This is a genomic window from Paenibacillus litoralis (genome assembly GCF_046244365.1).
GTDB lineage: Bacteria > Bacillota > Bacilli > Paenibacillales > NBRC-103111 > Paenibacillus_V.
In genome coordinates this window covers 6,843,181-6,866,165 of record NZ_CP176395.1, presented here as the reverse complement: position 1 = coordinate 6,866,165, position 22,985 = coordinate 6,843,181, and the positions used below count along the sequence as shown (strand labels likewise).

General features: G+C 54.3%; 15 protein-coding genes. 13 read left to right on the top strand and 2 right to left on the bottom strand.

Going from position 1 to position 22,985, the window contains the following annotated elements; all coding sequences use genetic code 11:
• The first annotated feature begins 1 nt into the window (after position 1).
• The 5 genes from ACKGJP_RS28875 to ACKGJP_RS28855 all read left to right on the top strand — a co-directional run bounded on the left by ACKGJP_RS28875 (position 2) and on the right by ACKGJP_RS28855 (position 7,309).
• Positions 2 to 2,242, top strand: coding sequence for a hypothetical protein (locus ACKGJP_RS28875; RefSeq protein ID WP_409342226.1), 2,241 nt, complete (start codon positions 2 to 4; stop codon positions 2,240 to 2,242).
• Positions 2,239 to 2,985 carry a glycerophosphodiester phosphodiesterase gene (locus tag ACKGJP_RS28870; RefSeq protein WP_409342225.1) on the top strand — a complete coding sequence of 249 codons (747 nt, stop codon included), beginning with the start codon at positions 2,239 to 2,241 and terminating at the stop codon, positions 2,983 to 2,985. Before ACKGJP_RS28875 ends, ACKGJP_RS28870 begins: the two co-directional genes overlap by 4 nt.
• A 26-nt stretch (positions 2,986 to 3,011) precedes the next feature.
• Entirely contained in the window at positions 3,012 to 5,336 is a 2,325-nt protein-coding gene (locus ACKGJP_RS28865; RefSeq protein ID WP_409342224.1) for an FAD-dependent oxidoreductase, read from the top strand.
• A 63-nt stretch (positions 5,337 to 5,399) separates the two neighbouring features.
• A complete protein-coding gene (locus ACKGJP_RS28860) occupies positions 5,400 to 6,161 on the top strand; it encodes an SDR family NAD(P)-dependent oxidoreductase (RefSeq protein ID WP_409342223.1) in 762 nt (253 codons plus the stop codon).
• Positions 6,158 to 7,309, top strand: a complete 1,152-nt coding sequence (locus tag ACKGJP_RS28855) for a hypothetical protein (protein WP_409342222.1) — start codon at positions 6,158 to 6,160, stop codon at positions 7,307 to 7,309. Before ACKGJP_RS28860 ends, ACKGJP_RS28855 begins: the two co-directional genes overlap by 4 nt.
• A 733-nt stretch (positions 7,310 to 8,042) precedes the next feature.
• Here the strand turns inward: ACKGJP_RS28855 and ACKGJP_RS28850 are convergent.
• Both ACKGJP_RS28850 and ACKGJP_RS28845 read right to left on the bottom strand, forming a co-directional pair.
• Positions 8,043 to 8,411, bottom strand: coding sequence for a RidA family protein (locus ACKGJP_RS28850; RefSeq protein WP_409342221.1), 369 nt, complete (start codon positions 8,409 to 8,411; stop codon positions 8,043 to 8,045).
• A gap of 116 nt (positions 8,412 to 8,527) precedes the next feature.
• Positions 8,528 to 9,904, bottom strand: a complete 1,377-nt coding sequence (locus ACKGJP_RS28845; protein WP_409342220.1) for an extracellular solute-binding protein — start codon at positions 9,902 to 9,904, stop codon at positions 8,528 to 8,530.
• Positions 9,905 to 10,265: 361 nt separating this feature from the next.
• On the opposite strand from ACKGJP_RS28845, the gene ACKGJP_RS28840 reads away from it, so the two are divergent.
• Genes ACKGJP_RS28840 through ACKGJP_RS28805 form a run of 8 tightly spaced genes read left to right on the top strand, consistent with a single transcriptional unit; the run spans position 10,266 to position 22,434 of the window.
• Positions 10,266 to 11,399: an ABC transporter ATP-binding protein gene (locus tag ACKGJP_RS28840; RefSeq protein WP_409342219.1), complete on the top strand. Its 1,134-nt coding sequence runs from the start codon at positions 10,266 to 10,268 to the stop codon at positions 11,397 to 11,399.
• On the top strand, positions 11,396 to 14,386 hold the full coding sequence (locus ACKGJP_RS28835; protein WP_409342218.1) for an extracellular solute-binding protein: 2,991 nt from the start codon (positions 11,396 to 11,398) through the stop codon (positions 14,384 to 14,386). The genes ACKGJP_RS28840 and ACKGJP_RS28835 overlap by 4 nt, the downstream gene beginning before the upstream one ends.
• Before the next feature lie 3 nt (positions 14,387 to 14,389).
• Positions 14,390 to 15,364, top strand: coding sequence for a carbohydrate ABC transporter permease (locus ACKGJP_RS28830; RefSeq protein WP_409342217.1), 975 nt, complete (start codon positions 14,390 to 14,392; stop codon positions 15,362 to 15,364).
• On the top strand, positions 15,365 to 16,222 hold the full coding sequence (locus ACKGJP_RS28825; protein WP_409342216.1) for a carbohydrate ABC transporter permease: 858 nt from the start codon (positions 15,365 to 15,367) through the stop codon (positions 16,220 to 16,222).
• Between the two features lie 27 nt (positions 16,223 to 16,249).
• On the top strand, positions 16,250 to 18,307 hold the full coding sequence (locus tag ACKGJP_RS28820) for a YIP1 family protein (RefSeq protein WP_409342215.1): 2,058 nt from the start codon (positions 16,250 to 16,252) through the stop codon (positions 18,305 to 18,307).
• Positions 18,300 to 20,561 (top strand): DUF5696 domain-containing protein, encoded by a 2,262-nt coding sequence (locus ACKGJP_RS28815; RefSeq protein ID WP_409342214.1) that lies wholly within the window; start codon positions 18,300 to 18,302, stop codon positions 20,559 to 20,561. Before ACKGJP_RS28820 ends, ACKGJP_RS28815 begins: the two co-directional genes overlap by 8 nt.
• Positions 20,558 to 21,454 (top strand): carbohydrate ABC transporter permease, encoded by an 897-nt coding sequence (locus tag ACKGJP_RS28810; protein ID WP_409342213.1) that lies wholly within the window; start codon positions 20,558 to 20,560, stop codon positions 21,452 to 21,454. The genes ACKGJP_RS28815 and ACKGJP_RS28810 overlap by 4 nt, the downstream gene beginning before the upstream one ends.
• The gene (locus ACKGJP_RS28805) at positions 21,451 to 22,434 is read left to right on the top strand and encodes a carbohydrate ABC transporter permease (RefSeq protein WP_409342212.1); all 984 of its coding nucleotides are present in this window, start codon (positions 21,451 to 21,453) and stop codon (positions 22,432 to 22,434) included. Before ACKGJP_RS28810 ends, ACKGJP_RS28805 begins: the two co-directional genes overlap by 4 nt.
• The last annotated feature ends 551 nt before the right edge of the window (positions 22,435 to 22,985 follow it).

The following is a 22,985-nucleotide window of genomic DNA, read 5'->3' as shown; positions in this document are numbered from 1 at the left end:
GATGGAACACAACTTGTACGCGGCGATTCCGGCGGCGCTTACCCGGTTCACGCAGCTGCCGAACGAGAACGGGCACAATGCGGTATGGGATTTCGTGAAGTCGCCGGACGGCCGCTTCTTCATCAGCGTGTGCGGGGAGAACGAAAAACCGCTGACGGCTTTGCTCTACGAATATTATCCGAAGACGGGCGAGCTGCGCCTGATGTTCGACGTGGCGGACATATGGATCGTCGATTCCGCGCAAATGCCGCCGAGCAAAATCCATACGAGCATCGATTTTTTGCCGGACGGCAGACTGATCATGGCGACGCATAACACCGCTCCGGCGCCGGGCCATAACCAGTGGATGTTCGAGCAGCATTACGAGGATCCGTGGGAAGGCTATCCCGGCTCCATTCTGATGATCGTAAATCCGGATACGAACGAGGTCCAGGTCAGAGGCATTCCCGTGCCGAGGGAAAGCATGTACGGGGGCATGCTCGGAAACGATCCGCGTTATTATTATTTCTTAGGGTATATGAAAGGGCATTTTTACAGAATCGATCTGGAAACGAACGAAGTCAAGGATTACGGCAAGGTGTCGGAATTCTCCTCCTGCCGGCTGGTGAAGGACGATAAGGGGCGCTTCTACGGAAGCTCCTATACGGGCGGCATTTGGAGATACGACCCCGAACGGGACGAGATCGAGGATTTGAAAGCAAGATTCATGTCGCCGCACGGAACGAAGCACCGGAGACAGTTTATTTTCGCGCTTCACTCGCCGCACGGCACCTTGTTCATGGTCGACAATATGGACGGGGAAATGATCGAGCTGAATCCGGAAACGCTGGAAGTGACCCGGCACGGCCCTATCACGCTTCGCGATCAACCTCAAACGAACCCGTACGGGATCGGGGGACTCGCCGCCGACGAAAACTTCGTCATCTATTACGGGCTGAAAACGTACGACGAATACAGCCCGGTCCGGCTCGTCCGCTGGGATATTTTGAACGGCGGGGAGCCCGAAAATCTCGGTCTCGTCACCCCGCAGGGGAAGGATTCGCAATATATTTGCGAAATGATTTTCGACCGGGACGGCTGGCTGCATATGGTCGACGTCTGCGGGGAGTTTTCCCCTTACGTGCTCGCCGTCGATATCGGCAAGCTGGAGCCGCCAGGAGCGGACGCCCCAAGAGCGGAGCTCAGACCGTATACCGAGCCGGATTACAACGGGGTCGGAAAACCGGCTTTCATGCACATCGTAGCCGAGACGGTCCGTACCCTGCCGCTGCACCAGCATATGGATTGGAAGGATACGGCGGTCAAGCACGTGCGCGCAGTGAACGGAAGCGTCTATTCGATCAGCGGCAAGGAGCGCGTGTACCTGATCGAGTCCGATTACAAGGAGCTGGAGCCTAACAAAATCGCAGTCGTCTGGGAGGAAGGCGCACCGGTATCTTGTACGGATGCGGGCGAGCATGAAGTAGCGGTGCTTACGACCGACGGGAGCATTGCGCTTATCGATCTGGAAAACGGACGTATCGGTGCGAGACTGGCGGTTCCGGCAGGCCTCCGGCTTGCGAAGCTTCACTTCGCTGCGGGATCGGGCACGCTGGTTGCGAGCGACTGCGACGGGGCCGTCTATGCATGCGATACGGACAGCGGCATTTTCCGCATGCTGCCGGGGCTGCTCGTCGCATCCGCAGATGCGGAGCTTGTGAAGCTGGACGAGAACAGGATTCTGCTGTCCGGCCCGAACGATGAAATGAAGCTTTACCACATATCCGAGATGCGTTCCGAGACGCTGCCGGTCCGCGTTCCTTCTATTAGAGGAAGAGCTTTCAAGGCCGCCATAACGGGAGGAACCGTTCTCGAGGACGGCACCGTTGTAGCCGGTACGTATGACGGCATCCTGTTTACGCTGACGCCCGACCTTAGCCGAACGACCGTATACGGCAGGCTGTATTCGACCGGACAGCTGCGGAATTTGATCAAGCGGGGAAGCGGCGAAGTGCTGGGCATCTACGGCGGGCCGAAGGATGCCGGACATGTGTTCCATTTCTCGCGCGAGAGCGGGTTCTTTGACTTGGGAAGACCGAGAGTCATCAAGGACAATTACGAGCTGCGCGACGCCGAAACGGAATGGGCTTGCATCCATTATCTCTCGTCGATCGCGTATGCGGAAGCCGACGACTGCTTGTGCGTCGCCTCGGGCGAAGGCTACGGGTGTGTCGTCCGCTATCAAGGCGTTGCGTTCCCGTGACCCCGAACATTCAGGCGCATAGAGGCTTATCCGACGTTTATCCGGAAAACACGATGCTGGCTTACCGGGAAGCGGCGAAAGCCGGAGCGTCGGGCATCGAGATGGATATCCGCAGAACCGCCGACGGCGTATTCGTCATGATGCACGATCCGTCGGTGAACCGAACGACGAATGGAACCGGCTATATCGAGCAATTGGATTATGAGGGGTATTTGCAGACACTGGACGCGGGGGCTTGGAGGAGCGAAGCGTTCAAAGGCCGGGAAGATACGAAAATACCGACCTTGCAGCAAGCGCTTGACGAGTTCCGGGACAGCGGCATTCAATTGATTCTGCATGTTAAACAGCTTCCGAAGGATGATGCGCTGGACGTGCTGCGTCTTGTTCAAAGCCGCGGCATGCTGGAGCAAGCGGTGTTCTTCGGAGGGCTGGAGGCGATAAACGCCGTGAAACGGGCAGAGGCTGCCGCGTTCACGCAAAATGACGGCGCTCCCGGCCCGGATGCCTACGAGGCGGTGCTCCGCAATGCGGTCGCATACGATCACCCGGCGGTCAGCGTCAGCTGCGCCGCCGTTACGCCGGAGATGGTTTCCGCGATCAAGCGCTGCGGCAAGCTGGTACACGGCTCCTTTTTAGCGTCGGATTATGAAGCGGGCATGAAACGGCTGACGGATTTGGGCGTTGACATCGTTCTCGGCAACGATGCGAGGAAAATGGCCCAAGCGGCCTTGGAAAACAAGTAGATTCCACTAGCAGAGGTTGATGCCGGATGACGAGAATAAGCGAAATGGCCGGGTTGTCCGAAGACGGCTTTCGGACGGTCGAAGAGCAATACGATATTGTCGTTTGCGGGGGCGGGCTGGCGGGATTTTGCGCCGCTGTCGCCGCTGCACGGCAGGGGGCGAAGGTTTGTCTCGTGCAGGAGCGCCCGGTTTTTGGAGGGAACAGCTCCTCGGAAATCCGGGTTCCTCCGCAGGGAGCGGCCAGCTCTCACGCTTACGCGAGGGAGACGGGCATCATCTCGGAGCTGCTGATCGAGGAACGGGCGCGCAACCATGAACAGCCGACGGGGGACAACGGATGGATTAATAGCGTGTGGGACCTGGTTCAGTACGATATGGCGATGGCAACGCCGAATTTGACGTTCCATCTGAACACGAGTATCACGCAAGTGCGGATGCGGGACGAGAAGACGATCGACGCCGTGATCGGACGCGTCGGTCATGCCGAAACGAAACTGACGCTGCGGGCGCATACGTTCATCGACTGCACGGGAGACGGCATAGTGGCCGCGCTTGCCGGCTGCGAGTGGCGCATGGGGACGGAAGGAAGAGACGAATTCGGCGAGCCGCACGCCCCGGAAACCGCCAGCGACGCGGTTATGGGCAACTCCATTCACTTTAAGGCCAAGGACATGGGGCATCCCGTGCCTTTTGTCGCGCCTGAATGGGCGGCCCGGTACGACGATCCCGATTTTTTCTATAAGAAAGGGAGATGGCCGGGCGATACCCGCAGCGGATATTGGTGGATCGAATTATCCGTGCCGTGGCACACGATCTACGATAATGAGAAGCTGCGGCACGAGCTGACCCGCCACGTTCTGGGGGTCTGGGATTGGATCAAGAACGGGGACTCCGAGTTCAAGGAGATCTCCGCGAATTACGCGCTCGACTGGATCGGCCAAGTGCCGGGCAAGCGGGAAAGTCGGCGGATCATGGGCCGGTATTTGATGACCGAACACGATCCGCTTCAGAAAACGGTGTTTGCCGACGAAATTGCGTATGGTGGCTGGTTCATCGATCTGCATGAGCCGGGAGGGCTGCTCGCTCCTTTCAGCGAAATGGCGGCAGTCGAAGGCGGCGCAGGTGCCTACATGGCCAAAAGCTATGTGGGGCCGTACGGGATTCCGCTGCGCATTCTGATTGCGAAAGATGCCGACAATCTGATGATGGCCGGCCGCAACGTGAGCGTTACGCATGCGGCGCTCGGCACGGTGCGCGTCATGGGCACGACCGCCATTATGGGCCAGGCGGCAGGCACGGCGGCGGCTTTGGCCGTTCGCGCCGGGATGCCCGTGAAGGAAGTGCCGGAGCGGGCGGTGCGGGACGTTCAGCAAACGCTGCTGCGAGAGGGCTGTTTTTTGCCGAACGTCGCGAACGAGGATCCGCTCGATTTGGCCCGGCCGGCAGCGGCGATCCGCGCGAGCAGCGAAGCGCTGTTGTCCGGAAGCGCACCGCCGCAGCAAGCGAACTTCGAAGCTGCTTCCAGGGGCGGCGGCGCACTGGATAAAAGGCGGGGGCAATGGATCGCGGTAGGCGCAGAGCGCATCGACCGGCTCCGCCTTTGCCTCGGCAACGGTTCGGATGCCGTGCAGGCGGTCGAAGCCCGACTGTATGCGGTCGAACATCTGTGGGATTATCGCGTCGAGCCGGGGGAGCCGCTCGCCTCAGCCGTCCTCCAAGTGAAGCCGGGCATGGAGCAATGGGTGGAATGGCCGGTCGGGATCGACGTCTCCGCGCAGCGCGGCCGCTACGTCCGGCTTGATCTGCTCGCGAATCCGAACGTGAGCTGGCATGCCGCCGGCTCGATCGAGCCGGGCCACGTGAGCGCCTTCGAGCTTGGGAACGGGCTCATGCGAAGGTTCGGCTCGGGCGCAACGATGAGCTTCCGGATCGAGCCCCCGCAGCCTTGCTATGGAGCGCAAAGCATCGTCAGCGGCATCACCCGGCCTTATCGGAGCCCGAATCTTTGGCGTTCCGACCCGGCCGAGCCGCTGCCGCAATGGCTGGAGCTGGCATGGGAGGAGCCGGTCGGGATCGGCCGGATCGAGCTGACCTTCCCCGGACATCTGCTGCGGGATTACCGTGCTTATCCGGCTTTTTACCGGGATCCGCAATGCCCGAAGGACGTTCTGGCGGAAGCGTTCGTAGACGGCCGCTGGATCGAGATCGGCCAACTGGCAGGTAATTACCAGCGCCGGCGTGTTATGCTTCTGGAGAAGGCGGTTTACTCGGATCGGCTGCGCGTTACGGTGCTGGCGACCAACGGCGATCCGTCCGCCGCGATATACGAAATCCGGTGTTACGCGGAATGAATGCGGCTGCTTTAACGGAAGTGCAAGTATCGTCCCTGCGGGTGAAACTTCTAAATAGAAGAGGTGAGTGCGCTGCATTCCTTGCAAAATAAAGTCATTCTGATTACCGGCTGCTTGGGCGCGGCGGGGCGTTCGGCGGTATCGATGTTTTTGGAAAGGGGAGCGTCGCTGTTCGGCTGCGACCTTCATCCGATCGGCAGCTTTCCGGAAATCGAAAGGCTGCAGAAGCAGTACGGCGAGCAGAGGTTCGTTTACAAGCAGGCGAACGTGTGTGAAGAGAGCGAGATCATGGCGGTCATGGCGGACCTCGACCGCAGCTTCGGCAGGCTGGACGGCACTTACCACAATGTGTATAAGAACGTCGAGAAGCCGGCAATGGAGCTTAGTCTCGCCGAGTGGGACGATTCGATTCGGGGGACGCTGACGAGCACCTTCCTGGTGTGCAAATATGCGCTTCCTCTGATGATCCGCTCGGGAGGAGGCTCCATCGTCAACATGTCCTCTGTATTGGGTCAATTCGCGGGGAAGGGCTGCTTGGCTTATGGAACCGCCAAAGCGGGAATCCTTCATTTTACGCGCGTGCTGGCTTCGGATTACGCGCAGCACGGCATACGCGCCAATGCCGTCGTCCCCGGCGATTTCCGGTCGGATGAAGATTTCGCGAAGCAATCCGCTCAAGAGAAGGAAGGCATGCGGCGGAACGCGTTTCTCGGCCGAAGCGGGAGAGCGGACGAGATTAACGAGGTGGTCGCCTTTCTGCTGTCGGACGCCTCCTCGTACGTTACCGGCTCTACCTATTCCGTTGACGGAGGGTTCCATCTATGAATCCGGAATCGCTGCCTTCCGTTCGAATCGGCTGCAGGCATGCCGGCGGCAACATTCTGGTCGTCTCCGTACAAGACAATTGCGTTACGCTCGAGCAAGATTTGAGGGATACGTCGGGCTGGTGGTTTTATTGGAACTTTAGTGCCGTTCCCTCCGTTCCGTCAGGCGAAAGAACGGTGCGTTTCGAATTTGCGAACGGCGAAGTGGTCGGCCCTTGGGGACCCGCCGTCAGCGAGGACGGCGTGAAATGGAGATGGCTGGGGGAAGCTTGCCTTCTATCGAGGCAAGCTTTCCACTATACGTTTCGCGGCGGTGCGGATAAGGTATATTTCAGCTTCGGTTTGCCTTACCAACTGCATCATTTCGAACGTTTTTACGCCCGGATCGCCGGACGCCAAAACGTGTACCGGGATGTGCTTACCCTTTCCGAGCAGCTGCGGCCCGTTCCGTTATTAAGAATAGGAAACCGAAATGCGGAACGGCATATCGTGTTCACGGCAAGGCATCACGCGTGCGAGTCCACTCCGGCTTACATGCTGGAGGGGTTGCTCGATTTTTTGCTTTCTCGGGATGCCTCATACGTCCTGGAAAATTTTTTGCTTCATTATATACCGTTCATGGACATCGACGGGGTGGAGAACGGCGATCAGGGCAAATCGCGCATTCCTCACGATCACAACCGCGATTATACCGATGCGCCGATTTACCGTTCGACAGCGGCCTTGATGGAATATGCGGGCAGGCTTCGGACGGCGGTGGCCATCGATTTTCACGACCCTTATAAGTGGGGGGATCGGAATGACGTTCCTTTTTTCGTCAAGCGGGATTCGCCGGTCAAAGAACAAATCGAGGCGTTGAGCGGATTGCTCGAGCAGGTTAGCGGCGAACGTTCGGAGGAGGACGCGATCCGGCATTTGTCCGTCCATGACTTGGGGATGGGGGAAGACTGGAATTTGCCTCACGGCAGAGCTTGCGCCGATTATTTCGTCAGAGCGGGGACGCCGCTCGCGTGCAGCTTCGAGTTCCCTTACTTCGGCAGCGGAGGCATCGTATTCACAGAGGCTAACAGCCGACGGTTCGGAGCGGATTTTGCCCGGGCGCTCGAGCTGTATTTGATGGCGGCGGATAACGCGGCAGGAAGAAGCTGACCGGGAGTACGTGCGTGTGGCCAAGCGTTTCTTTACGCAGCAAGCGGATGCGAGTATCGCTACTACATCTTAACTAACTTATAGCAGCCGCACAGTCATGAATGGCTGTGCGTAAAGCTATACTCGACTTTTTGGGGGACGCCGAAAAGAACTAGTTGATCGACAGTCCAGTGGCAAATCAGATTGTCTCCACCGATAGGTAACCAGCACTGACCAAATAAGCTCCACCGATAAGTACCTGCTCTGACCAAGTAACCAGCACTGAGCAAGCAACTGGAAAAGCTACAGCTAATTTGCTTGTTTGACCCGTATTACTGAACTAACTGGATTTTCTCCATCTATTTCCGTTAAATTCCTGTGTAATAGGGTGCCAGCGAGAAAAGAACGTCATGTTTTCCAGTTAGAAGCTACTGCAGAGCGGATATGAACGAAAAGAACGTCATGTTTTCCAGTAGATGCTTCCGCAAGGTCTATGAACGAAAAGAACGTCATGTTTTCCAGTTAGATGCTTCCGCAAGGTCTACGAACGAAAAGGCAGTTTTCAGTTCCGTGATTCCACAATGGCGAAGCGTCGGAGCGAGCTTTCATGCTACACAGCCAAACGTAAAAAAAGGGCAGATCGAATGCAATCATTCGTCTGCCCTTTCGGTGATCCCTTATTTGATTAGGCAGCACTTTCACAGCGATTAGCGAGGGGAGTCTGCGAGGCGGTTTCAATCGCGCGCATTTGTTCTCATACGCTCTTCAATTTGGCGATGACATCAATTTCCACGAGCAGATCAAAGTTCAATTCGCAATAGACGAGCGTGCGTGCCGGATAAGGACGAGGACACAGACGGGAGTAAATCCGGTTAAATTCTTCGTAGTCTTTGCGGTTCGCCAGAAAAATATTAACCTTCACCACATCCTCGAGCGTTAAGCCCGACTCGGCTAGGATGTTCTGAATGTTCTGCATGGTGAGAATGGTCTGGCTCTCGAGGTCGTTAACCGGCACATTGCCGGTAGTCGGATCAAGTCCCCCCTGTCCGGAGACAAACAGTAGCGTTTCCGATTGCGTCGCTGTGGAAAAAGGAAGTTCTGCTGTTCCATAATTGATTTCCATAGTGTATGATCATGTTCCTCTCCCGCACAAGATATCGCGTGCTATTTGAATTTAGCTAGTTGGAAGGGGAGACTGCCGGCATGACCGGCAGCCCCGCGCTTCAAGCAGCATGAACCTTACCAGCCGAGTGCTTTACGCGTCTCCAACGCTTTCTTGTTGTATGCTTCGACTGCCGGAATGATGACGCTGAAATTGCCGCCTTCATTGTTCGTTTTCGTCATTAGCGCGACGACCTTGTTCATATAATCGCCGAGATCGACTACGTTGGCGTCGACGCCCTGACAGCACAAATTCGATTGCATTTTGATGGCTTCTACGTTTTTGCCTTTCCACATCTTCACTTCTTCGTAGTATTTATCGAGTGCAGGATCTTTGACGAAGGCATTGGAGCCATTTTCGATCATCGTTTTTTGCGCTGCGATATCGAACAGGAAGCTGATGAACAGGAATGCTTCTTCCTTATGCTTCGACGATTTCGGAATCGAGATCATGCCTGCTTGATGATTGGTCGCTTGCTTGACTTTGCCCTTCGGCATCGGCAGAACGTCCCATTCGAATTTGGCGTCTTTGTTGAGACCTTCCAGATACCAGTCAGCCCCGAGACTAAACAAGAAATTCCCTTTCAAAAATTCAACTCCGCCATCGGTACCATAGCCAAGCTTTTTCGCTTCTTCTACGGTTGGCTGAACATGCCATTTGGTCGTCAGCTCCTGAACCCATTTCAGATCTTCCAGCACGCCGGGCGTATGGGCAACGCTTTGCGTTCTGTCTTTGTTCATGAACCGGACGTTGTCGGCATTGCCGTTGGCCATGGCCAGAATGTCCGCAATCCCCATGCCGATCATGCCCCAGTCGTTTGCGGCAGCATTGGTCGCTTTTTTAGCCATTTCCAGCATATCGTTATAGGTCCAGTCGTTCTTAGGCATCGTCAAGCCGTATTTCTTGATCATATCTTTGTTGACGAGAATCCAGTTCGGGATATCGGAATAGGCAACGGTATACTGTTTGCCGCCCGTTTGGGTCGCTTCGAGGAAGCCGTCGATTTTTTTGGCGTTCTGAATGCGTTGATCCTTCTTGATATAAGGCGTCAAATCTTCCAGCAAGTCGCCGGACATCCACTGAGACAACCCGTTGTCCAGGGGCATCAGAAGATCCGCATTGTCGCCGGCAATCACGTTATTGATTAAGCCTTTATTGATTTTGGTATTCGCTTCGATCGTGATCCATGGATACATTTCGTGGAACTTATCGAACAGCTTCTGATTCGGGCCGACGAACCAGGTCAGCACCGTCAATGTGACCGGATCTTTCTTCTGGGTGGCTGCAGGGCTCGGCGACGCGGAGCCGCTTGGAGACGGCGAGCCGGATTTGGCGGACGGCGACGGCGAATTTCCGGAACCGCTGCTTGAACAGGCGACCGTCAATACAAGCATAGAGCTTAGCAGCAAAGAAATAAGGCTAACCCTTCTCGATCTTCCCTTACGTAAACGCATTCAAAATCCCCCTCATCAAATGGTAAGAATAATGAAAGAACAGTCAACCTCTTCAGACGTAAACGGATGAATCATGAAAAATGGTGAATATGCCCTCCCCCTCTGTTTAACCATGTAAACACCTCCATCTAATGACATAACATGGAAGTCGTTCTTGACTCGATTTTATCACGATGTTTTTTCATGTCAAGGAATTTTTCTCACATATAAAAGAAAAGAAAACGGAAAAATGTTTAGAAATTTACGAATTCACTCATATATATGAATCATTTTTATATTTAAGAATTTATTTGTTTACTTCGTAGGCGGTTTTTTGTTATTATTTTACTATCATTGAGATTACACATGGGGGTAGTCATTTATGGGGAACGTAGCATTTCACCACGTGTACAAATATTACAAGGGGGAGCCTCAACCATCGGTCAACGATTTTCATCTGGAAGTACCCGATGGCGAATTTCTAGTTCTGGTCGGGCCGTCCGGATGCGGCAAATCCACAACCCTGCGAATGCTGGCTGGGCTTGAGGAAGTGTCGGAAGGAGATATTTTTATAGATGGAAAGTTCGTGAATTACGTATCCCCTAAGAATCGGGATATCGCCATGGTTTTTCAGAATTATGCGCTTTATCCGAATCTGTCGGTGTACGAAAATATGGCGCTGGGCCTGCAGCTCCACAAGGTAGCGAAGCACGAGGTGGAGCTTCGCGTGAACCGGGCGGCGAAAATGCTGGAGATCGCGCACTTCTTGACCAAGAAGCCGGGTCAGCTGTCCGGCGGCCAGAAGCAGCGCGTTGCGCTGGGCCGGGCGCTTGTGCGCGAGCCCCAAGTATTTCTGATGGATGAGCCTCTGTCCAATCTGGACGCCCAGCTTCGGACCCAGACGCGCATGGAGATCAGCAAGCTGCATAGCCAGCTGAAGACGACGATGGTGTACGTCACCCACGATCAGACGGAAGCCATGACGATGGGAACGCGAATCGTCGTCATGAGGTACGGCAAGATCCAGCAGGTGGCTCCTCCGCAGCAGCTTTACGACGAGCCGGCCAATATGTTCGTAGCGGGCTTCATCGGCACGCCGCAGATGAATTTTATCGAAGGGGCGATCGTCTCCGAGAACGGACGATATTTCTTCGAGACCAAACGGCTCAAGCTGAACATTCCGGAAAGCTACAATCGTTATATCCGGTCGGCAACGACGAATTTGCGCCAGGTCACGATGGGGGTCCGCCCGGAATATGTTTTTTGCGAGGCGTGGGCGCTGGAAAAGTACCCGGAATGGCAATTATCCGCCTCGGTCGATATGAGGGAGCCGATGGGCTCCAATACGTTCCTGTATGTGACTTTCGGGGAGGATACGTTAATATGCCGAACGGAAGCGCATACATCGGTGCAGCCTGGCGATACGATGAAGCTTGTCATTCGCATGGATAAAGCTCATTTCTTTGATCGAGAGACCGGAGTATCCTTGGCGTCGCAGGGGGAGCGTACTTCATGAAACGAAGAAGGATCAAGGGGATTGCGATAACCGGCATACTTATAGCAGGGATTGCTCTTGTCGTTATTTTTCGGTCGTTATCGAGTACAGCAGGCAGTTATCCCATACTTTCGGAAGATGAACTCTTCACGTCTATCCAAGCGCCGGCGGCAGGGGGGACGTTGTCTTACACGCAGATCGTCCGCGGCAAGGAATATGCGGCATTCAAGCAGGCGGAACAGGTTGAAGCGAAGGTGCTTGCAACCGATTTCAGCGCGGCGTCGCCGGACGCTTCCGTCCAGCGCCGTCAAGACGAAACGAAGCGGGCGGACGTCATCGATTGGAACAACGCCAAAGGCTGGATGGAATGGAAGATCAATGTGCCGCAGGACGGCTTATACGATCTTATGATCGATTATGCGCCGATTGCCGGAACGTTCTCGCCTATCGAGCGCGGCATTCGGATCGACGGCAACTATCCGTTTCGCGAGGCGGAGCATATTCGTCTGGACCGGTATTGGCAGGACGGCAAATTTCCCTACGACCAAAATTCGATCGGCAACGAGATTCGGCCGCTTCAGCAGGAGCTCAAAGCTTGGAACGCAGCCCGAGTGACCGATTATTCGCTATCCTCGGAGCCGCTTCGCTGGGCGCTAACGAAAGGTGTACATACCATTCGTTTAGTGGGCATGAAGGAGCCGGTCTCTCTGCATTCGCTCGCGCTGGCTTCGCCGGTTAAGCTGCCTTCCTATAAAGAGTACGTTAGCGGTTATCCCGCAGGAGGGAAATCGAAGGAATGGTTCCAGCTGGTTGAAGCCGAGAAGTTCAAACAAAAAACAGCGGTAAACATCAGGACGCTGAGCGTATCGGAGGCTTACGTGTCACCGGATCCGAAAGGAAGGCTCGTGTACAATACGGTCGGCGGCGAATATTGGCAGCAGCCCGGAGAGACGATCGAGTGGGAAATAACCGTCCCGGAGACCGGCTTTTACGCCATCGACCATAAATATTTCCAAGGCTTTAACACCGGTGCGAACGTTTACCGGACCGTCCAAATAGACGGCAAGGTGCCGTTCCGGGAAATGCTGCATTATCGCTTCTCCGCGAACGATTCCTTGGCGATCAAGACGTTCGCCGATTCCGAAGGAAAGCCTTATCTCTTTTATTTGGAGAAAGGGACGCACCGGCTGGCGATGATCGCCGACAATTCGCTGCTTCGTCCGGCCGTCCAGGCGCTTAACCAAATGAATGACCGATTAACGGCTATCGAGCGCGACATCCGTGTTTTGACCGGGAACTATGGGTTTGCGGCAGATCAGAATCTCGATGAGGGCCGCGTATGGGATCTGGCCAAATACGATCCGGACATCGAAGCGAAGCTGCAATCGCTGATCGGCGATATGAAGCGCGTCCGCGATTACGTGACCGGATTGAATCAAGCGGTTACCGATCCGGCAACGGCTTTGAGCGCTTCGATCGATAAGCTTGAACAACTGGCGGACGACGTCAACGACATCCCGAACAAAATCAAGATGTTCTCGGATATCAAGACCAGCCTCAACACGTGGATCAAACCGATTGAAAACCAACCGCTGCAGCTTGATTATCTCGTTATCCGTACGCCGGAGACCGATCCGGGCTTAAAGGTTCCGAATACGTGGAATAAAGTGCAGTACACGACGGTTAACTTTATGCGCACGTTTTTCCAGAAGTACGACATGAAGGAAGCGAACGACGAGAAGTCGCTTACCATCTGGGTGAAACGCGGCAAGGACTATGTCGATTTGCTGCAGCAGACGATCGAGCAGGATTTCACCCCCAAGACGGGCATAAAGGTGAACGTCAACCTGATCCAGAATCAGAACGTGCTGCTGATGGGCAATGCCGCCGGCGACCAGCCCGATTTGGCGCTTGGCGTCAGCATGGAGGCTCCGGTCGACTATGCGATGCGCGGAGCAGCGGAAGACCTGTCGTCCTATCCCGGCTTCGAGGAGGTCGTCAAGCGGTTCAATCCCGGGGTCATGCGCTCTTATCAATACGAAAATAAAGTTTACGGATTCCCGGAAACGCAGCTCTATAACATGCTTTTCTACCGGACCGATATTTTCGAGCAGCTCGGCATCAAGCCTCCGGATACGTGGGAGGATGTGCTGACGATATTGCCGACGCTGCAGGAGAACGGCATGAGCTTCATGTATCCGAAGCTGCCGACTCAGGAAGAGGGCACGACGTTTATGCCGGCCAAACCCGATTTTCTGATGTCGTACTACCAGCAGGGCGCCGAGTTCTTTACATCCGACGGGCTGCAGCCGCAGCTTACGGATTCCAAAGGGCTAGCCGCATTCAAGCAATGGACCGAGTGGTTCAGCAAATACAATGTGCCGAAGGAGGTACCGGCGTTTTTCAACCATTTCCGTTTCGGGGATATGCCGATCGGAGTAAGCGATATCAACATGTATCCTCAATTGGTTGCCGCCGCTCCGGAACTGGCCGGACATTGGAAGATGATCCCGATTCCCGGAACCCGGCAGCAGGACGGTACGGTCGCGCGCTGGTCGATGCTTGGAACGGAATCCGCGATGATCATGAAGAAGAGCGACAAGAAAGAGGAAGCGTGGAAGTTCCTGGAATGGTGGACGTCCGAGAAGGTGCAAACCCAGTACGGCATCGATATCGAATCGTTTGCAGGCATTTTGTACCGCTGGTATACCTCCAATACGAACGCCATGCAACACCTGTTATGGGAAGATGAAGAGTTAAGCGCGATCAACGAGCAAGACAGTTGGGCGAAAAACATGCCGTTCGTCCCCGGCTATTATCTCCTGCCTCGCGAAATGGATTTTGCCTGGAACGAGGCGGTGCTGGAAGGGAAGCCGCCGAGAGAAGCGCTGGAAAGAACCCAAATGACCTTGATGCGGGAAATGAAGCGCAAACAAGAAGAATTGGGCATTACTCCGGATAATCAGCTGCATGTTACGCCATACGACAAACCGTATAGAAGGGAATAAGCCATGGAGCACGCACCTATTACATCGTCGGCAGGCTCACAGCCGAGTTCGCCCGTTTATTGGCGGCGGCTGCAAAAGTTTCTGCGCGAATGCTGGCGCGACCGGTTGTCGTATTTGTTTCTCGCGCCGTTCTTGCTGTGCTTTGCCTGCTTTATCATCGTCCCCGTTCTGATGGCGGCGCTTCTGAGCGTGACCTCTTATAACGGGATATCGTTTCCGCGTTTCATCGGTCTCGACAATTTTATCAATATGGTGACGCAGGATGTCGTGTTCATGAAGCATACGCTTCCGAATACGCTGAAATTCGTCGTGATCGTCGGCCCCGGCGGCTATGTGCTGACATTTATTTTCGCATGGCTGATTCATCAGCTGCCGAAGAGCGTCCGCGATTACTTTACGCTCGCTTTATATGCGCCGTCGATGGTAGGGGCGACGGCATTATCCGTCGTATGGTCCGCCATCTTCAGCGGGGACCAGGTCGGCTATTTGAACAATGTGCTTATGCGGCTCGGCTTCATCGATACGCCGCAGTTGTGGCTGCAGGACCCGAAATATTTGATGTACGTCATGATTTTGGTTTCGTTATGGATGAGTATGGGCGTAGGCTTCCTGGCTATGCTAGGCGGCTTGCAAACCGTCAATACGGAGATGTATGAAGCGGGACGGATCGACGGAATCAAAAACAGACTGCAGGAGGTCTACTACATCACGATCCCGTCGATGAAGCCGCAAATGTTGTTTAGCGCCGTTATGGCCATAGTCGGCACGATGAATGCGGGCAGCATATCCACCCAGCTGACGAGGATGACGATTACCCCTCAATATGCCGGCCATCTGATTGCCAATCATATCGACGATTATGCGTATTTGCGGTTTGAGTGGGGATACGCGTCCGCCTTATCCGTCGTCCTGCTGCTGATGAGCTACGGGCTGATGAGGCTGAGCTACCTGTTATTCGGATCGAAGGGGGATGAGTAAATGATTCGCAGCATCAGAAGGCATCTGTCCGTCCCTCGGATCGTCTTGATCGCTTTTCTAAGCGCAGTGGGCCTCTTTATGCTACTGCCGATTATTTTTCTGTTCAACAATGCGTTCAAGCCGTTAAACGAGCTGTTTCTGTTTCCGCCGACGATATTCGTCCAGCACCCGACCTGGCATAATTTCGAGCAGCTGCTGCTCCACTCCACGGCCGGAATCGTGCCGTTTACGCGGTATTTGTTCAATACCGTCATCATTTCCTTCGTTACGGTGGCTGCCGTCATCTTGGTCAGTACGATGGCCGGCTACGTATTATCGAAGCACCGCTTTCATTTTAAGGCGTTAATCATGGCGCTCATTATGATCTCGCTCATGTTTACGCCTCAAACCGTTCTCATTCCGCGTTATCTGGTGATCAGCAACCTGGGGTTGGTGGACACTTACTTTGCCCACGTGCTGCCGTTTATCGCATCGCCGGTCGCCGTATTTCTGATGAAGCAGTTCATCGACCAGATTCCGGATGCGTTAACGGAAGCGGCGAAGCTGGAAGGAGCCAGCGAGCTGTACATGTTCACGCGCATCATTATTCCGCTTACGGCCCCGGCGGTGGCAACGGTATCCATCATTACGTTCCAGGCCGTATACATGGATCTGGAAGTGTCGTCGACGTATATGACGAAGGAAACGATGAAAACATTGGCGTTCTATGCGCAATCCTTTTCGATTAACGTATCCGCTGCCGCAGGCAAGAGCATTGCCGCCGCGGTCGGGCTCCTTATGTTTCTGCCGAACCTGATCGTGTTCTTGATTTTCCAGCGCAAAATGATCCAAACGATGCTGCATTCGGGCGTGAAGTAGCATGGAGAAAGAGAGGGGGTCCTACAGATGATCGTCCGCATCACCAACAGCGGGATACGGATAACCGCGAAGATCGTGATCGCTTTGTGCCTGCTGAGCATGCTCTTTCCATCGCTTGCTTCCGCCCAGATCCCTTATCGGACGTGGTTCGTGGATCAAGAGACGTTCAGGCAATTTTCGATCCAGCCGCTCTATGTCCCGGATCGGGTGATCGACGGAAATAACATGGAGCTGCCGCTTTCCAAGCCCAGCGATCTGTTCGTGGCAAGCAATGACCATGTGTATATCGCCGATACAGGCAACAACCGGATCGTCGAATTGGATGCGGCCGGGGCGTATGTGCGCAGCATCGGCCAGAAGGAAGGCACCGGCAAATTGAACGAGCCGGAAGGGGTTTACGTCGACGGCAGCGGGACCGTTTATGTGGCGAATTCCGGAGAGCGGAACATCGTAGCCTTCGCTGCCGACGGCCAAGTGAAGAACGTATTCGCCAAGCCGGAATCGAACCTGCTGAATGACGACTATCATTTTATCCCGACGAAGCTGGTCGTCGATAAACGCGGCGTGATGTATGTCGTCGTCAAGGATTCGTACCAGGGACTGATGCGGCTGAGCCCGGAAGGGAAGTTCACCGGTTTTTTCGGAGCCAACAAAACGAAGCTTACCTGGATGGATAGGGTAAAGCGGACTCTGCTCAATAAAGAGCAGCTGGCGAAGGAGGTTGCCAAACGTCCCAACGCCATCGAGAACGTTTCCCTCACGGACGACGGCTTTATCATTACGAACAGCTTCGGACGCGAATTCGACGGGCAGATCAAGAAGCTGAACGCCGGCGGCGTCGACGCCTTCAAGAACAAGGCGTTTTATGAATGGGAATTGGTCGACACGGCCGTCGATTCCAATGGGTTCCTATATGGGATGAACCGGCTTGACGGCGTCTTTTCGATCTACGATCCGAACAGCAACGTCATGTTCTATTTCGGCGCAGGCGAGAAGAATGCCCGTCAGATCGGGGTGCCCAGCTATCCGACCAGCATGGCCATCAACGGCAAAAACGAAATATGGCTTGCGGACAGCGGACTCAATCTGATTCATGTGTACAAGCGCACAAGCTTCGGGGATACGTTCCTGACCGCCGCCCATCTGTACTTGGAAGGCGAATATGCTGAAAGCAAGACATATTGGGACCAGCTGATACGCGAGAACGGCATGCTGGACATTTCGTTTAACGGTCTCGGCAAAATAGCGCAGGTTGACAAGGATTACGATACGGCGCTCGATCTATTCAAGAAATCCCACGATGCCAAAGGCTATTCCGACGCGTTCTGGGAGGTGCGTTACGAATGGATCCAGAATCACTTTCTGGCTGCGCTGGTTATCCTTGCGATAACGGTATGGGCGCTCGTCTTCCTCTCCAGAAGAGCGGCGGCATTCGCCCGAAAACGGACCTGGTCCGAGGCTGCGAAGCAATACGGCGGTGAAATCCGAGATGCGCTGTACTTGATTATTCATCCTTATGAAGGCTTCTACCGGCTCAAAGACCGGAGAGTTTCCTGGTTCGTCATTCTGCTTATCCTGGCGCTTGCGCTGGGCGTCAAGCTTTTGAATATGTTCAGCGCCGGCTTTATCGATTTTCCGTACGAACGCGGCTATCTCAATATCAAATTTTCGCTCGGGATGCTCATCGTGCCTTGGGTCACATGGGTGATCGCCAATTATTTGGTAAGCTCCGTCAAAGGCGGCGAGGGCCGATTCCGGGAAGTCCTGCAGGCGAGCACGTTCGCGCTTGTCCCTTTTATCGTGATGATGATCCCGATCACCATTTTGACTAACATTTTGGTCACCGAGGAATGGGTCGTGATCGACTTGATGACGCAAGCGATGTGGGTTTGGATTTTCCTTCTGCTCTTCGTCATGACGCAAGTTATTCATAACTTCGATTTCCTCGAGGCGGTCAAAAACGCCGGTATCACGCTGTTTACCATCGGGGTCATCTGGGTGTTCGTCATCATTATGTCCGGTCTCGGCGTAAATCTGTACGACTTTATCATGCAGATCTACCGGGAGGTGACCATCGATGGGTAAATGGTTTTGGCCGGCGAGCATGAAGCTGCGTTTCGCTTATGTACTCGCCCTTATCGTCGTCATTTACGCCGTTGTCGTAATGACCGGTAAAGACGATCCCTTACAGCGGCTCAAGGAAATGAATGTGACGACTCCGCCTGCTCTCCTCCTGCCTGTCGTGCAGGGAGAAGCGTGGCAAGCGCCGGCCGTCGACGAAGGCGGTTTGGCGAAAGTAACGGAGAACGGGAAGTTTGCCTTGTTTCTGAATCCGAAGACAAGTCAAATCGCCGTTCGGAATAAACAGAACGGGTACCTATGGCGAAGCAACCCGGCTAACGACAAGCTGGGTAAAGAAACGGTGAAAGGGACGTTGCTGGAAAACTTGCAGTCACCTTATATTTTGGAATACGTGACGGGGACCGGTACGAAGCGCACGCTTACGAACACGCTGGATCCGAAGCTGACGATCGGCTATGTGCCCATGAAGAACGGCATTCAAGCGACGTATACGCACACGGGCCTGAAGCTGTCGATCGCGATTCAGTATACGTTAACGGAGCACGGGTTGGAGGTCGCGATTCCGAGCAACGGCATCGAGGAATCGGGAGAGAACAAATTGTTTACGCTCAGTCTGCTGCCGTTCTTCGGCGCGGTTTCGGGCGCCGAGGAGAAAGGGTATCTGTTCGTCCCCGACGGCCCCGGCGGATTGATTCATTACGAGAATAAAAGGCCTGCAGCCGGAGTCGGTTACGAATTTCCTATTTACGGCGACGACCCCGCGAACTTGAAAAACCTCGACAAAAAGACGCAGAGGGAGCAAATCAGCTACCCGGTGTACGGCTTAAAGCGCGGGGATCAAGCGTTTGCGGCTATCGTCAAGGAAGGGAAGTTTACGGCTTCGATCAAGGCTCAGCCGTCCGGAATGGTCTCTACCTACCATTCGTTAAGCGCGAGCTTCAGCTACCGGGAGGAATACGGGCGGAAAGTCAGCGGGCTGACGGAGGAGGTCGTGAATACGATCCGGAACGAACGGATTCAGCAGGACCGCCGCGTGGAATTCCGCTTATTGTCGGGCGAAAACGCCGATTATGTCGGTATGGCTCAGGCTTATCGGACGTATTTGGAGGAAAGCGGACAGCTTGCCGGCAAATTGCAAGCGACGAACCAAATACCGCTGCAGCTGTCTTTCATTGGAGGCGGAACGAAGCCTAAATTCGGCGGACACAGCTATGAGGCGGCGACTACCTTCGATCAGGCGGAGCAGGTGGTCGAGGAGCTGAGGCAGCAAGGCATCTCCAACATGAGAGTGACTTATCAAGGCTGGCAGCATAGCGGCTATGCGGAAACGGATGAGCGATTCCCGGTCGTACAAGCGATAGGCGGAAGCAAGGGCGCCGAAAGATTCGTCAGCAGCATGCATGAGAAAGGGATTAAGGTGCTGTTCGAGGATTATCTGGCGTGGAAAAATCCGGACCATTCCCTGTTCTCCGTCAAATCCGACGGCATCCGGAGCATCGATTCCACCGTGCTGCAAAGGCGGATTGGAGGAAGCCAGGATACCGCCGCCAAGAAACTCGTCGGGCGCTTCATCGTCAATCCGGTTAAAGCGGTCGCCAAGCAAAAAGAAGTGATCGATTCCTTGAAGGAAATCGGCGTGGACGGCATTCATTACGTCGACGGGCCAGGGAATGTCGTCTATAGCGATTACCTTCCGGACGCTCCGCTCTCGCGGGAGGATACGGCATTCTATTACCGGTCTCTGATGGACTATACCCGTGAGCAGTTGGGCACGGTCGGCGCCCTCCGAGGCAACGATTACTCGCTTGGCCATGCCGATTTTATCCAAGAGCTGCCGAGCGAATCGAGCTACGATTTTATCATCGACGAGACGGTACCGTTCTATCCGATGGTCGTCCATGGCGCCGTCGAATATACGACAACGGCGGCCAACCTGCGCGGCGTTTACGATACGGGGCTGCTCAAAGCGATCGAATACGGCGCGATTCCGTATTTCAGGCTGACGTATTCGCCTAGCCGGGCTCTGAAGGAGACCGATTTCGATTACGTGTACAGCAGCGAATACGCCATTTGGAAAAGCCGGATTGTGGATGAATACGGAAAGTTCAATAAGCTGGCTGCCGTTTACGATAAGCGGATGGTCAATCACGAGAAAAAGGCTGACGGTATTTACGTGACCACGTATGAGGACGGCACGAGAGTGACGGTCGATTACAAGACGAAAAGCTTCGACGTGGCGAAGGGGGGAGCGCAATGAAGACATCATGGGATCGGCGCAAGGGGTACCTCCTGTTTCGCTGGAAGGAATACGGCGTCGGCTATCTGTTCATGCTTCCTTGGATTATCGGTTTTTCCGCGTTTGTCGCTTTCCCTCTCGGCTGGTCCTTGTATAACAGCTTCAACAAGGTGAAGACGAACGCCGGCGGATTCGCTTACGAATGGGTCGGCTTGGACAATTACAAACGAATGCTGATCCAGGACAATTCCTACCCGATCGTTCTCTTTACCTTGTTTCAGGAAATGATGATCATGATTCCATTGATCCTGATCTTCTCCTTCTTCGTAGCGCTGCTGCTGAATCAGAAATTTCCCGGCCGGGGGATCATGCGCGCCATTTTCTTTTTGCCGGTCATTTTCGCAACGGGGCAGGTTCTGATGGAGCTGTTCGCGCAAGGCGAGGGCCAGTTGCCGTTCATCGAACAGTACAATTTGACAGGGCTCGTCAGCGAGTTTTTTAGCGAAAAGACGGCGAAGATGATACTCGACATTTTGAGCAAAGCGGTCATTATTTTATGGTATTCGGGCGTACAGATCCTGCTGTTTATCGCCGGCTTCCAGACGATACCGAAAACGATTTACGAAGCGATCCGCGTAGACGGCGCGACGCCGTGGGAAAGCTTCTGGAAAATTACGTTTCCCGGCATGATGCCGTTCATCGGGCTGAACGCGGTCTTTACGATCGTCGATTTATCCACGTTTCCCTTTAATCCGGTGCTCGAAATCGTGCAGAGGAACATGTTCTCGCCCACAACGGGCTACGGATACGCGAGCGCGATGGCTTGGTTGTATTTCGCTTTAATTATGGTGCTGCTCGGCGTGACGTTGTGGCTCACCTACAGAGCGAGCAAAGGAAGGAGAGAGATGCGATGAAATTATCGGAGACGTACCGGCAGGCCAAAATCGAGCTTGTGCGAACGGTTTCCAGCCGGCGCGCGCAGCAGCTGAAGAAGCTGACGCTCGGCCAAAATGTGAATGACGGCTTTATCGCCAAGGCGATCATTCTAGTGTTGTTGTCCGTCATTGCCTTTTTGTACGTGAAACCGATTCTTTATATGATCTCGACCAGCATGAAAAGCGTCGCCGATCTGATCGACCCGATAGTCGGGCTGATTCCGAGGGGGATCTACTCCAATAATTATACGGATGCGCTAAAAGGGCTCCACTACGGGGAAGCGTTCCGGAATACGATCATCATCGCTTTCTTCGGGTCGCTGTTTCAAGTGTTTTCGTGCGCCATTACCGGGTATGCGCTCGCGCGATTGAAATTTCCCGGGAAAAATCTGTTTTTTTTCCTGATTCTTGTGACGTTCCTGGTCCCGCCGCAAATCACGATTATTCCGCTCTACATGATATTCAGCGAACTGGGGTGGCTCAATACCCCGCTCGTCTTTCTCGTTCCCGCTTTGCTCGGGCAAGGGATGCGCGGCGCCTTGTTCATAATCATTTTCCGGCAGTTTTTCCTGTCCCAGCCCAAATCGCTCGAGGAAGCGGCCAAAATGGACGGGGCTTCCGTCTTTCGGCTGTTTTTCCGCATCATGATGCCGCTTGCCGGAGCGGCGTGTCTCGTCGTATTCCTGTTCTCGTTCATTTGGTACTGGAATATGCATTTTGAGGCTTCGATGTTCCTGAGCAAAGGCTTCACCCCGCTGTCCTTGCGGTTAAACTCCTTGCAGCTGGAGCTGCTCGGCAACAAGGCGCTGACCTTCGACGCCTCGGCGCTCAAGGATCCCGTCTCGGAGGGGCCGAAGATGGCTGCGGCTCTCCTGATCATTTTACCGCCTCTCGTCGTTTATTTAATCGCTCAGCGGTGGTTTACGGAAGGCATCGAACGGACCGGTCTGGTTGAATAATTGCCGTCGTTCGCGAGGATTCGCCGTATCGGGATAACCGCTTGGCTGCGGCACGGACGATGAGAATCGGCGGTTGCGTTGCCTTGTGCGTGATCGGCTCGTTGAAACGGTAAAGCTCCGCATGTAAAGGCATACGATGGTATGCACATAGAGCCCCCTTGGCGGCGTTCGACCAGCCAAGCTCGACTCCCGCTTATCGACGGGGGCTCTTTCTTCATTTTCCCCCCTCCATGGTTATTCCCTTACTCCAATAAGATCCTAATTTAATTTATATTCATAAAAATAATTTTTGTATATGAGAAAAATGTATTGATTTTACATCGAGAAATGGTAGTATAAAGGGTGTCGGCCGTTATCCAATATAAGACAGTAAAGGGATATATAACAGCTTGGGTCATAGGCATAACATGGCTATTTCCTGCTGCGGAGAAATGATTTGGGATGGCCACTCAAATCGACGACCGTATTGCAGTGAAATATATGTACCAAGGACCGCAGCATTCAGCAAACGAAGAGGAGTGATCGTCGCAGGAAGAACATTGCCAAGCCAA